Origin of the sequence: Rhizobium sp. Root482, assembly GCF_001426565.1 — a bacterium.
GTDB lineage: Bacteria > Pseudomonadota > Alphaproteobacteria > Rhizobiales > Rhizobiaceae > Pararhizobium.
The window spans coordinates 59,501-72,648 of sequence record NZ_LMFA01000012.1; the positions used below are offsets into that span (position 1 = coordinate 59,501).

A 13,148-nucleotide genomic window follows, 5' to 3' on the forward strand; every position below is an offset into this window, starting at 1 on the left:
TTCCTTGGTTATTCGTAGCGCAGAGCCTGAACCGGATCGAGGCGCGAGGCGCGCCAGGCCGGGAAGATCGTGGCGAGAAACGACAGGCCGATGGCCATGGCGATGACCGAGACGGTTTCGCCCAGGTTCATGTCGGCCGGAAGCTGGCTGAGAAAATAGAGTTCGGGATTGAAGATCGTCGTACCGGAAATCCAGGAGAAGAACTGGCGGATGGATTCGACATTGAGACAGACGATGACGCCGAGAAGGACGCCGGCGAGCGTTCCGACAATGCCGATCGCCGCCCCGGTCATGAAGAAGATGCGCATGATGGCGCCGGAACTGGCGCCCATAGTGCGCAGGATGGCGATATCACTGCCCTTGTCCTTCACCAGCATGATGAGGCCCGAGACGATATTGAGCGCCGCCACCAGCACGATCAGCGTCAGGATCATGAACATGACGTTGCGCTCTACCTGGAGGGCCGAGAAGAAGGTCTTGTTGCGGTCGCGCCAGTCGCTGATCAGGACCTGCCGGCCGGCTGCATCCTCCACCGGCTGGCGAAGCTCGTCAACGAGATCGGGATTGGCAACGAAGAGCTCGATCGATTGGGCGATACCCGGCGCATTGAAATAGAGCTGCGCCTCCTCGAGCGGCATGAAGATGATGGTGGCATCATATTCCGACATGCCGATCTCGAAGATCGCCGAGACGGTGTAGGACTTGACCCGCGGATTGACGCCCATCGGCGTCACGTCGCCCTCCGGCGCCACCAGCGTGATCGTGCCGCCGGCGGTGATGCCCAGCTGCTCGGCCATGCGCGAACCGATCGCCACGCCGCTGCCGGCGGCAAAACCGACGAGATCGCCGGACTGGATGTGATCGGAGATCGACTTCATCTTGGCGAGGTCCTCGGCGCGCACGCCGCGCACCAGTGCCCCGGTCCCTGCCCCTCCCGGACCGGAGGCAAGCGTCTGCCCCTCGATCATCGGGATCGCCATGGTGACGCCCTTGACGCCGGAGAACCGGGTGGCGAGGTCGGCGTAATTGTCGAGCGGGCCGTCGAGCGGCTGAACGATCATATGGCCGTTGATGCCAAGGATGCGCGAGATAAGCTCGGTACGAAAGCCATTCATCACCGCCATGACGATGATCAGCGTCGCCACGCCCAGCATGATGCCGATGAAGGAAAAGCCGGCGATCACCGAGATGAACGCTTCCTTGCGGCGCGAGCGCAGATAGCGCCAGGCCACCATCCGTTCGAAAATGGAAAACGGGCGGCTCGCTGGCGGCTGGGCGGCCGCTGCCTTGTCCTGGTCTTGCGTCGCGGCGCTCATGGCCTATCCCTTATTTCGAGGCGGTCAGCTTGTTGATGGCGGCCTCGACGGTCATTGTTTCGCGGGCACCGGTCTTGCGGTCCTTGAGTTCGACCTCGCCGCTGGCCACCGAACGCGGCCCGGCGATCACCTGCACCGGCACGCCGATCAGATCGGCGGTGGCGAACTTGGTGCCGGCACGGTCGTCCTTGTCGTCATAGAGCGGATCGAGGCCGGCCTTGTCGAGGGCCGCATAGATGGTTTCGCAGGCCGCATCGCAGGCGTCGTCGCCCGTCTTCATGTTGATCACCACCGCATCGAAAGGCGTGATCGAGGCCGGCCAGATGATGCCGTTCTCATCATGCGACGCCTCGATGATCGCCGGCACGAGCCGGGTCGGACCGATGCCGTAGGAGCCCATATGCACCGTATGCTCCTTGCCATCGGGGCCTTGCACCTTGGCGCCCATGGCTTCGGAATATTTGGTGCCGAAATAGAAGATATGCCCGACCTCGATGCCGCGTGCCGAAACGCGGGATGTCGCATCGACTGCGTTGAACGCAGCCTCGTCGTGCATTTCCGAGGTCGCCGCATAGAGCGACGTCCATTTGTCGAAAATCGCCTTCATCGCGGCCGCATCCCAGAAATTCGTGTCTTCCGCCGGAATGTCGAAATCGAGGAAATCCCTGTGGCAGAAGACTTCCGATTCACCGGTATCGGCCAGGATGATGAATTCATGGCTGAGGTCACCGCCGATCGGGCCGGTATCGGCACGCATCGGAATGGCGCGCAGGCCCATGCGCGAGAAGGTCCGCAGATAGGCGGCGAACATGCGGTTGTAGGAATCGACCGCGCCTTCCCGGTCGAGGTCGAAGGAATAGGCATCCTTCATCAGGAATTCGCGCGAGCGCATGGTGCCGAAACGCGGCCGGATCTCGTCGCGGAATTTCAGCTGGATATGATAGAGGTTGAGCGGCAGGTCCTTGTAGCTCTTGACATAGGAGCGGAACACATCGGTGATCATCTCCTCATTGGTCGGACCATAGAGCATCGGCCGGTCCTGCCGGTCCTTGATCCTCAGCATTTCCTTGCCATAGGCGTCGTAGCGGCCGCTTTCCTGCCAGAGCTCGGCCGATTGCAGCGTCGGCATCAGCAGTTCGATGGCGCCGGCCCGGTTCTGTTCCTCGCGGATGATCGCATTGACCTTGTCGAGAACCCGCTTGCCCAGCGGCAGCCAGGTGTAGATGCCGGCCGATTGCTGGCGCACCATGCCGGCCCGCAGCATCAGCCGATGCGAGACGATCTCCGCTTCCTTCGGGTTTTCCTTCAGAATGGGCATGAAAAAGCGGGACAGGCGCATGAACGGGTTCCGGAACTTGAAGCACTTCGCACTATCGCTGGATTCGGGCGAAATAAGGTTGAGCTTGCAGGCCCCGCGCGACCTATGGACGCGCAAACCGGGCACTGCCGTTTGACTGCTTGCCGCGACGGACCGACCGATTGATTCCACCGGCAGGAACATCGCGCACAGGCGTTCATAGACGCTTCGGAGGAGGAAGAAAACCCGTCATCTCCGGATAGGCGGGACTGGCTGACGACCGTACTGCGCCCGCAGGGAAGAACATCGCGACGACCCGCGCATCTGCGTCAAAAAGGCACGCTAATAACAGGAAACACGAATATGAAGTCAACTTAATAATTTTATGCTACTGTAGCAAAAATGCAAAAATATGGGATGACATTGCCTGTTCTTTGGGCTAGTTTCGGCCCAGAAAAGAAGCAGGGAGATTAAATTCTTGTCGATTTCGCGGTCAAGTCTTGGGAGGATAAGATCTTAGGCGCGGTTACACGCAGCCACCGGTAACGGATAAGGATCACGCGATACTTAGAAACAAGGCTTTCAGCCTTGTTTTTTTTTGGTTTTTTCACGGGAATCAGCCGCCAGCGAAATTTGGATCGCTGGAATTGCGTCATTTTTGCGGCCCCTCGCCTGCCCGGCAGTACGCGGAAGCCGTCGAAGGCGGGCATTCGCCCATCATCTACCCCTGCAAACCGAGGTTCCGACCTCAGATGGTTAATAGAAATCCGGCGCGAATTGCGGAATGGCGTCGATGCCGTAGCCGAGCCGTACGGCGAATATGTACCAGGCCAGGTGGATAAATGCCGCGACCACCGAGGTGGTCAGGAAGACCTTCCAGCCGCGGAAACGCGCCGGCGCGCTTTCGACAGTTCCCGGCACGATCTCGTTTTCCTCGGCCTGTGTCCGCATACCGATCGGCAGGACGATGAACAGCGTCAGCCACCAGATGATAAAATAGATCGCGAAGACTGAAAAAAACGGCATGTGGTACTCTCGCGGCTGATTGAAGGGCGGCCCTGCGCCAGCCTGATTATACCGCCTTGGCGGCACGGCGACAAATACTCAGGTCGCGCCTTTCTGTCACACTTGCTCGAGCTCGATCAGCGTGCCGAAGAAATCCTTTGGATGAAGGAAGAGGACCGGCTTTCCATGGGCGCCGATCTTCGGGCGTCCGTCGCCGAGCACCCGGCCGCCGGCCGCAACCAGGCTGTCGCGCGCGGCAATGATGTCCGCAACTTCGTAGCAGATATGATGCATGCCGCCTGAAGGGTTCTTCGCAAGAAAGGCGGCGATCGGCGAATTTTCGCCGATCGGTTCCAGCAGTTCCACCTTGGTATTGGCGAGCAAGACGAAGGCAACGCGCACGCCGTGCTCCGGCAAGGCCTCCGGTTCGCTCACCGAGGCGCCGAGCATACCGCGATAGCGTTCCACCGCCTCGCCAAGATCGGGCACCGCAAGAGCGATATGATTGACAGGTCCAAGCATCGCCTTGCCCTCTTGCGCCATCACAGCCTGTTGATGAACACAGTCACCACGGGCTTCTTACCCCAGACCTCGTTGGCCGTGCCGCGAATGGCCCGGCGCACCGCTTCCGTCACCATCGCAATGTCCTTGCGCTTGCCGCGCGGAATGCTTTCGACGGCGCCGAGCACGGCATCATAGAGCGTGTCGTTCATGTCCTCGCCCTCGTCGTCGAATTCCGGCAAGCCGATCGGAACGACAATCGGGTCCGCGGCGAAATCGTAGCGTGCATCGAGCAGGACATTGACGGACACATGGCCGGCGAAGGAGAGCTTGCGGCGCTCGCCGACGCCCATTTCCTCGAAATCGCCGATCAGGCTGCCATCCTTGTAGATCCGGCCATGCGGCGCCGTGCCGATGACCGTGGCCGGGCCCGGAGCGATCCGCAGGATATCGCCGTTGCGCACGCGCGGGACCGTCTTGATGCCGGACTGGCGGCCGAGTTCTGCCTGCGCCGTCAGATGGGCGGCCTCTCCATGTACCGGCACGAGGATCTGCGGCCGTGTCCACTCGTACATCTGCTGCAATTCGTTGCGGCGGGGATGGCCCGAAACATGGACGAGCGCCTCATTGTCGGTGACGATATGGATGCCCTGCTCGACCAGGCCGTTCTTGATATCGTTGATCCCCTTTTCGTTGCCGGGAATGGCACGCGAGGAAAACACCACCGTGTCACCGGCGGTCAGCGCCACATTGCGCATCTCGTCGCGGGAGATCTTGGCAAGCGCAGCACGGGATTCACCCTGGCTTCCGGTCAGGATGATGACGACCTTGTCGCGCGGGATATAGCCGAACTCGTCCTCGGCGATGAAAGGATTGACGCCCTCCATCAGCCCGACGTCGCGAGCGACGTCCACCACGCGCTTCATCGAACTGCCGAGCAGCAGCACTTCGCGACCGGCCTCGGCGGAAGCCTTGGCGATCGACCGGATGCGGCCGACATTAGAGGAAAAGGTCGTGATCGCAACACGGCCCTTGGCATCCTGGATGATCTTGGTGAGGCTGTTCGAAACCTCCTCCTCGGAGGGCGATACGCCGTCGCGCATCGCATTGGTGCTGTCGCACATCAGCGCCAGCACTCCCTCGTCGCCGACGGCGCGGAAGCGCGCCTCGTCGGTAAACGGGCCGAGCGACGGCGCATGATCGATCTTCCAGTCGCCGGTATGGACGACATTGCCGAGCGGCGTGCGGATCACCAGCGACATCGGCTCGGGGATCGAATGGTTGACGCCGACCGCCTCGATCTCGAAAGGACCGACATTGATGCGATCGCCCTCCTTGAAAATGGTGATCGGCACTTCGGCGCGGCTGCGCTCGTAGCTGCGCTTGGCTTCCAGCATGCCGGCGGTAAAGGGCGAGGCATAGACCGGCACGTTAAGACCGGGCCACAGATCCGCAAGGGCGCCGTAATGGTCCTCATGGGCATGGGTGATGATGATGCCCTTCAGGTTCTTGCGCTGCTCGGCAAGAAACCGGATATCCGGCAAAACGAGATCGACGCCGGGCAGATCGAGGCCCGGGAAGGTCACGCCGCAATCGACCATGATCCACTGGCGGTTGGACGGCACGCCGTAGCCGTAGAGGGCCAGGTTCATGCCGATTTCACCAACACCGCCCAGCGGCAGGAAGACGAGTTCGTCTTGTTTGCTCATACGTTGATTACGCCTTGTTTTATCCGAAAAATACATCGCCGGCGGCGATGCGCTGAACCGTGCCTGCTCCGATATCGAGCAACAGCCGGCCGTCCTCGTCAATGCCGTCGAACCGCCCGGAAATCGAGCGATCCGGCAGGTTGACCGTAATCTTCTGTCCTATCCCGCCGGCGGAGGCCCGCCATTGCCGGATGATCTCGGCAATCCCCTCGCCACGGTTCCAGACAGACAATGCCTCGGCCATGCTGCTAAAGAGATGCGCAAACAATTCTTCCGGCGAAGCGGCAGCCCCCTCCGCCCGAAGGCTGGTAATGGGATAGAGCCCGTGATCGGGCGCCAGCGCGACATTGATGCCGCAGCCGATCACCAGAGCATGATGCCCGCTTTTCAACCGTTCGCCTTCCAGCAGGATACCGCAGCACTTCCTGCCTGCAATCAGAATATCGTTCGGCCACTTGATCGACACCGGATGGCTGCCCGGCGGCATCACGGCCTGGATGGCATTCTTGACAGCGACGGCCACCGCCAGCGGCAGCGAATGCAATTTCTCCATCGGTGCCGCATCGATCAAAAGCAACGAGGCGTAGAGATTTCCCGCCTCCGATGTCCAGGGCCGGCCGCGCCGGCCGCGCCCTTCAAGCTGCCGTGTCGCGGTGATCCAGTGCGATCCCGGATCGCCGGCGCGCGCCCGCTCCAGGCATTCCGTATTCGTCGATCCGACATCGCCCAGCGGCGTATGGCGGAAATCGTCGAGCGACATTCCGCTCAAAAGAAGGTCCGCGCCGCGGCTTCCGCTGCCGTACCGATCGGGCCGCCGATCAGCACATAGGCAAGAACGAACAGACCGCAAAGACCATAGACCAGCCTCAAGACACCGGAGGGACGGGCAAATTCGTCCTTCGCATCATCGAACCACATCAGCTTGACGATGCGCAGGTAATAATAGGCGCCGACCACGGAGGCCAGGACACCGATGATCGCCAGTGCGTAGAGATGCGCTTCGATCGCCGCGACGAAGACGAAATATTTGGCAAAGAAGCCGGCGAGCGGCGGAATGCCGGCAAGCGAGAACATCATGATGGTGAGGACCATCGCCATGAAGGGATTGGTCTGCGACAGGCCGGCCAGGTCCTCGATATTCTCGACCTGTTCGCCGCTCTTGCGGCGCATCGCCAGGATGCAGGCAAAGGTGCCGAGCGTCATGATCATATAGACCAGCATATAAAGGACGACGCCCTGGACGCCGGCTGCCGAACCGGCCGCCAGGCCCACCAGCGCATAGCCCATGTGACCGATGGAGGAATAGGCCATCAGCCGCTTGAAATTCCGCTGGCCGATGGCGGCAAAGGCGCCGAGCAGCATGGAGGCGATGGAAATGAACACGACGATCTGTTGCCAATCATGCATGATCGGCTCGAAGGCGGTAATGACGATGCGGGTCATCATCGCCATCGCCGCGACCTTCGGAGCACCAGCAAAGAAGGTGGTAACGGGCGTCGGAGCGCCTTCATAGACATCGGGCGTCCACATATGGAACGGTACGGCGGAGATCTTGAACGCGATGCCGGCCAAAATGAAGACCAGGCCGAAGACCAGGCCGAGCGAGCGCCCTTCATTGGTCAGCGCATTGGCGATTTCCTCGAAGCCGGTGTGGCCGGTGAAGCCGTAGACCAGCGACATGCCGTAGAGCAGCAGGCCGGAGGACAGCGCGCCGAGGACGAAATATTTCAGGCCGGCTTCCGTCGAGCGCAGATTGTCGCGGTGCATGGCAGCAACGACATAGGCCGCCAGCGACTGCAGTTCCAGCGCCATATAGAGCGACATCAGGTCGTTGGCCGAGATCATCAGCAGCATGCCGAGCGTCGCGAGCAGGATGAGGACCGGATATTCGAACCGGTCCAACCCAAAGATGCGGGCCTGTCCGATCGACAGGAACAGGGCGATGATCGAGCCGCTCAACGCCAGCACCTTCATGAACCGGGCGAAGGGATCCGACAGGAAGGCGCCGCCATAGGCAGCGCCGTCGCCGGTCGCGAAAAGGACGAAGCCGCCGGCAATCGCCAGTACGAGGATGGCGAGCCAGCTCACGAGAGCGGTTGCCCGCTCTCCCGAAAAGACGCCGACCATGAGAAGCACCAGGGCGCCTGCCGCAAGGATCAACTCCGGCATCGACAGTTGCAGGCTTGCAAGGAATGTTTCAGCAGTCATTTCAATCCCGTCCTGTCGTCACTTCGCCGAAAGCGCGATGTCATGCGCCGCCTGCACGGCCGCGGTATAGTTGTTCACAAGCACGTCCACCGATGCCGCCGTCGCATCGAACACCGGTGCCGGATAGACGCCGAAGAAGATGGTCAGCACGATCAGCGGATAGAGGATGGCCTTTTCGCGGCCGGACAGGTCCATGAGCGACTTCAGGCTTTCCTTGTCAAGGGCGCCGAAAATGATCCGACGATAGAGCCACAGGGCATAGCAGGCCGAAAGAATAAGGCCGGTGCAGGCAAAGAAAGCCACCCAGCTATTCGCCCTGAACGTACCGAGCAGCACCGTGATTTCGCCGACGAAGCCCGACGTTCCCGGAAGGCCGACATTGGCCATGGTGAAGATCATGAAGGCGACGGCATATTTCGGCATATTGTTGACGAGGCCGCCATAGGCGCCGATTTCGCGGGTATGCATGCGGTCGTAGACAACGCCGACGCAAAGGAACAGCGCGCCCGAGACGATACCGTGAGACAGCATCTGGAAAATCGCACCCTGCACGCCCTGAACATTGGCGGCGAAAATCCCCATGGTCACGTAACCCATATGGGCGACCGAGGAATAGGCAATCAGCTTCTTCATGTCCGACTGCATCATCGCCACCAGCGAGGTGTAGATGATCGCGATCACCGACAGCGTGAAGACGAAGGGCGCGAAATAATCGGACGCCAGGGGGAACATCGGCAGGGAGAAGCGCAGGAAACCATAACCGCCGAGCTTCAGAAGGATGCCGGCCAGGATAACCGAGCCCGCCGTCGGCGCCTGGACGTGCGCGTCCGGAAGCCAGGTATGCACCGGCCACATCGGCATCTTCACCGCAAAGGAGGCGAAGAAGGCCAGCCATAGCCAGGTCTGCATCTGCCGCGGGAACTGGTAGGCGAGAAGTTCGGCGATATCGGTCGTGCCGGCCTGCCAGTACATCGCCATGATGGCGAGCAGCATCAGCACCGAGCCGAGCAGCGTATAGAGGAAGAACTTGTAGGACGCATAGACGCGATCCTTGCCGCCCCAGACGCCGATGATGATGAACATCGGGATCAGGCCGGCTTCGAAGAAGACATAGAACAGCACGATGTCCAGCGACACGAAGACGCCGACCATGAACACTTCCAGAAGCAGGAAGGCGATCATGTACTGCTTCAGGCGCTTCTCGACGGACAGCCAACTGGCGGCCACGCAGAAGGGCATGAGGAAGGCCGAGAGGACGACGAAGAGCACCGAGATGCCGTCTACGCCGAGATGATAGGAAATGCCGGTGCCGAGCCAGGCATGTTTCTCCACCATCTGGAAGCCGGGATTCGACGCATCGAAGTTCCACCAGACCCAGAGCGAGACGATAAAGGTGACGATCGTCGTCAACAGCGAGATGTTGAGGATGTTGCGGCGGCCGGACGGGCTGTCTTCACGCATCAGAAGCAGAAGAGCAACACCGACCAGCGGCAGGAAGGTGACCGCGGAGAGAATGGGCCAATCGGTCATCAGAAGGAGCTCCCGAGCATCATCCAGGTAACGAGCGCCGCGATGCCGATGAGCATCACGAAGGCATAGTGATAGAGGTAACCGGTCTGCAGCCGGACGACCCGGTCTGTGACGTCCATGACGCGCGCGGCAATGCCGTTCGGGCCATAGCCGTCAATCACCCGGCCATCGCCCTCCTTCCAGAGGAAGACACCGATGCGCTTTGCCGGACGAACGAACAGGAAGTCGTAAAGCTCGTCGAAATACCATTTGTTGAGCAGGAACTGGTAGAGGCCGCGATGCTGTTCCGCCAGATATTTCGGCGTTTCGGGCGAGCGGATATACATGTACCAGGCTGCGACGAAGCCAAGGATCATCGCGATAAAGGGGCTCAACGCAACCAGGGCCGGAACGTGATGGAAGTGCTCCACGATTTCGTTTTCCGGTCCGGTGTACAGCGCACCCTGCCAAAATTCGGCGTAGTGATGGCCGAAGAAATCTCCTTCGAACACCATGCCGGCCGCCACCGCGCCAATGCCGAGGATGAACAGCGGCACCAGCATGACCATCGGCGATTCATGGACGTGATGCATGACGTCGTGGGAAGCGCGGGGCTTGCCATAGAAGGTCATGAAGATCAGGCGCCAGGAATAAAAGCTGGTGAAGCAGGCGGCGATGACGAGCAGCGTGAAGGCGAAGCCGGCAACCGGCGAATGCGCGGCGTAGGCAGACTCGATGATGATGTCCTTTGAGATGAAGCCCGCGAGACCGATGCCCGAGAACGGGATACCGACGCCAGTGATGGCCAGCGTACCGATCATCATCATCAGGAACGTCCACTTGATGTGCTTGCGCAGGCCGCCCATGTGGCGCATGTCCTGCTCGCCATCGACGGCATGGATCACCGATCCGGCGCACAGGAACAGCAGAGCCTTGAAGAAGGCATGCGTGAACAGGTGGAAGATACCGGCGCCATAGGCACCGACGCCGAGGGCCACGAACATGTAGCCGAGCTGCGAACAGGTCGAATAGGCGATGACGCGCTTGATGTCGTTTTGCACGAGGCCGACGGTCGCGGCGAAGAAAGCGGTTATCGCGCCAACCACGGTCACGACCATCAGAGCCGTGTGCGACAGTTCGAACAGCGGCGACATGCGGGCGACGAGGAAGACGCCGGCGGTTACCATCGTTGCAGCATGGATCAGCGCCGAGACCGGGGTCGGGCCTTCCATGGCGTCCGGCAGCCAGGTGTGCAGCAGGAACTGCGCCGACTTGCCCATCGCGCCCATGAAGAGCAGCAGGCAGACGCCCGTTATCGCATCCGCCTTGCCGAGCTGCATGCCGAACAGGTTGATGACGGCCTCACCAGCCGCCGCACCTTCGGCGGGAAGATAGGTCGAGGCGGCCGCGAAGATGGTTTCGAAATTCACCGAGCCGAACAGCACGAAGATGCCGAATATGCCGAGTGCAAAGCCGAAGTCGCCGACACGGTTGACGATGAAGGCCTTCATCGCCGCGGCCGAAGCCGTCGGCTTCTTGTACCAGAAGCCGATCAGCAGATAGGAGGCAAGACCGACGCCTTCCCAGCCGAAGAACATCTGCAGGAGATTGTCGGAGGTCACCAGCATCAACATGGCGAAGGTGAACAGCGACAGATAGGCGAAGAAGCGCGGCCGATGCGGGTCGTGGTGCATATAGCCGATCGAATAGATATGAACGAGCGTCGAGACGGTGTTGACGACGACGAACATAACGGCGGTCAGCGTATCGACGCGGAATGCCCATTCGGTATCGAAGCTGCCGGACTGGACCCAGCGCATGATCGAAACCTTGATCATCTCCGTTTCGCCGAGCGCCACGTTGAAGAAGACCAGCCATGAAAGGACGGCGACGATCACCATGAAACCGCTGGTGACATATTCGGAAGCCTTGGCGCCGATCGAGGTGCCGAACAGGCCCGCGATCAGAAAGCCGATCAGCGGCAGGAAAACGATCGCCTGAATCATCGTATTCATAGCCCGATCAGCCTTTCATCATATTGACGTCTTCCACGGCGATGGAGCCGCGGTTGCGATAGAAGACGACGAGAATTGCAAGACCGATGGCCGCTTCCGCAGCCGCGACGGTCAGAATGAACAAAGCGAACACCTGGCCGGTGATGTCGTTGAGGAACGACGAAAAGGCGACCATGTTGATGTTCACTGCCAGCAGGATGAGTTCCACCGACATCAGGATGACGATGACATTCTTGCGGTTGAGAAAGATGCCGAAGACGCCGAGTGTGAACAGGATGGCGCTGACGGTCAGATAGTGGGAAATACCGATTTCCATGATGATTGTTCCTTGACCTGTCCGCCCTTAGAGGCCCTGCCCCGGCTTCACCTTGACCACTTCGACAGCGGTGTTCGGCGAGCGGGCGACCTGTTGCACGATATCCTGGCGCTTGATGTTGACGCGGTGACGCAGGGTCAGCACGATCGCGCCAATCATGGCGACCAGAAGCACCAGGCCCGCGATCTGGAAGAAATAGATGTAATGGGTGTAGATCACGTCGCCGAGGGCGGCGGTATTGGTGCGATCGGCAGCAGCCGGTATCGGCATGGCGACCGTCTTGGCCAGTTCCGGCGAGAATGTGCTGCCGGCAACGACGATGATCAGTTCTGCGGCGAGAACGATGCCGACCAGCGCGCCGACCGGCGCATATTCAAGCACGCCTGCCCGCAACTGCGTGAAGTCGATATCGAGCATCATCACGACGAAGAGGAAGAGAACCGCAACCGCGCCGATATAGACGACGAGCAGGATCATCGCCAGGAATTCGGCGCCCGTCAGCAGGAACAGGCCGGCGGCGTTGAAAAAGGTCAGGATCAGGAACAGCACGGAGTAAACCGGGTTGCGCGCAGAAATGACCATGAACGCCGACGCGACCGCGACGAAGGAAAAAAGATAGAAAAAAAGAGCCTGCAGACCCATGATCGGTGCCTTTTTCGTCTTCCCTGGGCAATCTGGCAATTGCCATTTCCCATTCGGCGGACCGGTAAACCCGGCCGACGCCCTCAATCTGTTTCAAGCCCGCCCGGCCGGGCAAGCGCATAGCCGCTTCTCAGCGGTAGGGCGAGTCCATCGCGATATTACGGGCGATTTCCTGTTCCCAGCGGTCGCCGTTGGAAAGCAGCCGGTCCTTATCGTAATAAAGCTCTTCGCGCGTCTCGGTGGAGAATTCGAAATTCGGCCCCTCGACGATCGCGTCGACCGGACAGGCTTCCTGGCAGAACCCGCAATAGATGCACTTCACCATGTCGATGTCGTAGCGCACCGTGCGGCGCGTGCCATCGTTGCGGCGTGGGCCGGCTTCGATGGTGATCGCCTGGGCCGGACAGATCGCCTCGCACAATTTGCAGGCGATGCAGCGCTCTTCGCCGTTCGGATAGCGGCGCAGCGCATGCTCGCCGCGAAAGCGCGGGCTGAGCGGCCCCTTTTCGAAAGGATAGTTCACCGTCGCCTTGGGCGCGAAGAAATAACGCATCGACAGGAAGAACGCACCGACGAATTCCTTGAGGAACAGCGAACTGACGGCTTGGGAGAAACCGGCCATCATCAACC

Annotated in this window: 13 protein-coding genes; all 13 read right to left on the bottom strand. The window is 60.5% G+C overall.

All coding sequences use genetic code 11. From position 1 onward, the window contains the following. Positions 1 to 8 precede the first annotated feature (8 nt). Complete coding sequence (locus tag ASD31_RS08280; RefSeq protein ID WP_056331791.1) at positions 9 to 1,316, bottom strand: lipoprotein-releasing ABC transporter permease subunit; 1,308 nt, start codon at positions 1,314 to 1,316, stop codon at positions 9 to 11. A gap of 10 nt (positions 1,317 to 1,326) precedes the next feature. Next, the gene (gene proS, locus ASD31_RS08285; RefSeq protein WP_056333095.1) at positions 1,327 to 2,655 is read right to left on the bottom strand and encodes a proline--tRNA ligase; all 1,329 of its coding nucleotides are present in this window, start codon (positions 2,653 to 2,655) and stop codon (positions 1,327 to 1,329) included. A gap of 428 nt (positions 2,656 to 3,083) precedes the next feature. Then, the gene (locus ASD31_RS25895) at positions 3,084 to 3,323 is read right to left on the bottom strand and encodes a hypothetical protein (RefSeq protein ID WP_156392568.1); all 240 of its coding nucleotides are present in this window, start codon (positions 3,321 to 3,323) and stop codon (positions 3,084 to 3,086) included. 46 nt (positions 3,324 to 3,369) lie between these two features. Continuing rightward, entirely contained in the window at positions 3,370 to 3,639 is a 270-nt protein-coding gene (locus ASD31_RS08290; RefSeq protein ID WP_056331793.1) for a DUF1467 family protein, read from the bottom strand. 96 nt (positions 3,640 to 3,735) lie between these two features. Further along, positions 3,736 to 4,140 carry a methylmalonyl-CoA epimerase gene (gene mce / locus ASD31_RS08295; protein ID WP_056333098.1) on the bottom strand — a complete coding sequence of 135 codons (405 nt, stop codon included), beginning with the start codon at positions 4,138 to 4,140 and terminating at the stop codon, positions 3,736 to 3,738. A gap of 20 nt (positions 4,141 to 4,160) precedes the next feature. Beyond that, positions 4,161 to 5,828, bottom strand: a complete 1,668-nt coding sequence (locus ASD31_RS08300) for a ribonuclease J (protein WP_056331795.1) — start codon at positions 5,826 to 5,828, stop codon at positions 4,161 to 4,163. Positions 5,829 to 5,847: 19 nt separating this feature from the next. Then, entirely contained in the window at positions 5,848 to 6,588 is a 741-nt protein-coding gene (locus ASD31_RS08305; protein ID WP_056331797.1) for a biotin--[acetyl-CoA-carboxylase] ligase, read from the bottom strand. A 5-nt stretch (positions 6,589 to 6,593) separates the two neighbouring features. After that, positions 6,594 to 8,036: an NADH-quinone oxidoreductase subunit NuoN gene (gene nuoN / locus ASD31_RS08310; RefSeq protein ID WP_056331799.1), complete on the bottom strand. Its 1,443-nt coding sequence runs from the start codon at positions 8,034 to 8,036 to the stop codon at positions 6,594 to 6,596. A gap of 18 nt (positions 8,037 to 8,054) precedes the next feature. After that, positions 8,055 to 9,566 carry an NADH-quinone oxidoreductase subunit M gene (locus tag ASD31_RS08315; RefSeq protein ID WP_056331802.1) on the bottom strand — a complete coding sequence of 504 codons (1,512 nt, stop codon included), beginning with the start codon at positions 9,564 to 9,566 and terminating at the stop codon, positions 8,055 to 8,057. After that, positions 9,566 to 11,560, bottom strand: a complete 1,995-nt coding sequence (gene nuoL, locus ASD31_RS08320) for an NADH-quinone oxidoreductase subunit L (protein WP_056331804.1) — start codon at positions 11,558 to 11,560, stop codon at positions 9,566 to 9,568. The genes ASD31_RS08315 and nuoL overlap by 1 nt, the downstream gene beginning before the upstream one ends. 7 nt (positions 11,561 to 11,567) lie before the next feature. Next, complete coding sequence (gene nuoK, locus ASD31_RS08325; protein ID WP_025426592.1) at positions 11,568 to 11,876, bottom strand: NADH-quinone oxidoreductase subunit NuoK; 309 nt, start codon at positions 11,874 to 11,876, stop codon at positions 11,568 to 11,570. 27 nt (positions 11,877 to 11,903) lie between these two features. Then, positions 11,904 to 12,518, bottom strand: coding sequence for an NADH-quinone oxidoreductase subunit J (locus ASD31_RS08330; protein ID WP_056331805.1), 615 nt, complete (start codon positions 12,516 to 12,518; stop codon positions 11,904 to 11,906). A gap of 130 nt (positions 12,519 to 12,648) precedes the next feature. Continuing rightward, the gene (gene nuoI / locus ASD31_RS08335; protein ID WP_056331807.1) at positions 12,649 to 13,140 is read right to left on the bottom strand and encodes an NADH-quinone oxidoreductase subunit NuoI; all 492 of its coding nucleotides are present in this window, start codon (positions 13,138 to 13,140) and stop codon (positions 12,649 to 12,651) included. Between the last annotated feature and the right edge of the window lie 8 nt (positions 13,141 to 13,148).

Excerpts from the sequence above, each read along its gene's own strand:
- ASD31_RS08280 (WP_056331791.1), bottom strand. The coding sequence starts at position 1,316 with ATGAGCGCCGCGACGCAAGACCAGGACAAGGCAGCGGCCGCCCAGCCG.
- proS (WP_056333095.1), bottom strand. The coding sequence starts at position 2,655 with ATGCGCCTGTCCCGCTTTTTCATGCCCATTCTGAAGGAAAACCCGAAG.
- ASD31_RS25895 (WP_156392568.1), bottom strand. The coding sequence starts at position 3,323 with ATGCCCGCCTTCGACGGCTTCCGCGTACTGCCGGGCAGGCGAGGGGCC.
- ASD31_RS08290 (WP_056331793.1), bottom strand. The coding sequence starts at position 3,639 with ATGCCGTTTTTTTCAGTCTTCGCGATCTATTTTATCATCTGGTGGCTG.
- mce (WP_056333098.1), bottom strand. The coding sequence starts at position 4,140 with ATGCTTGGACCTGTCAATCATATCGCTCTTGCGGTGCCCGATCTTGGC.
- ASD31_RS08300 (WP_056331795.1), bottom strand. The coding sequence starts at position 5,828 with ATGAGCAAACAAGACGAACTCGTCTTCCTGCCGCTGGGCGGTGTTGGT.
- ASD31_RS08305 (WP_056331797.1), bottom strand. The coding sequence starts at position 6,588 with ATGTCGCTCGACGATTTCCGCCATACGCCGCTGGGCGATGTCGGATCG.
- nuoN (WP_056331799.1), bottom strand. The coding sequence starts at position 8,036 with ATGACTGCTGAAACATTCCTTGCAAGCCTGCAACTGTCGATGCCGGAG.
- ASD31_RS08315 (WP_056331802.1), bottom strand. The coding sequence starts at position 9,566 with ATGACCGATTGGCCCATTCTCTCCGCGGTCACCTTCCTGCCGCTGGTC.
- nuoL (WP_056331804.1), bottom strand. The coding sequence starts at position 11,560 with ATGAATACGATGATTCAGGCGATCGTTTTCCTGCCGCTGATCGGCTTT.
- nuoK (WP_025426592.1), bottom strand. The coding sequence starts at position 11,876 with ATGGAAATCGGTATTTCCCACTATCTGACCGTCAGCGCCATCCTGTTC.
- ASD31_RS08330 (WP_056331805.1), bottom strand. The coding sequence starts at position 12,518 with ATGGGTCTGCAGGCTCTTTTTTTCTATCTTTTTTCCTTCGTCGCGGTC.
- nuoI (WP_056331807.1), bottom strand. The coding sequence starts at position 13,140 with ATGGCCGGTTTCTCCCAAGCCGTCAGTTCGCTGTTCCTCAAGGAATTC.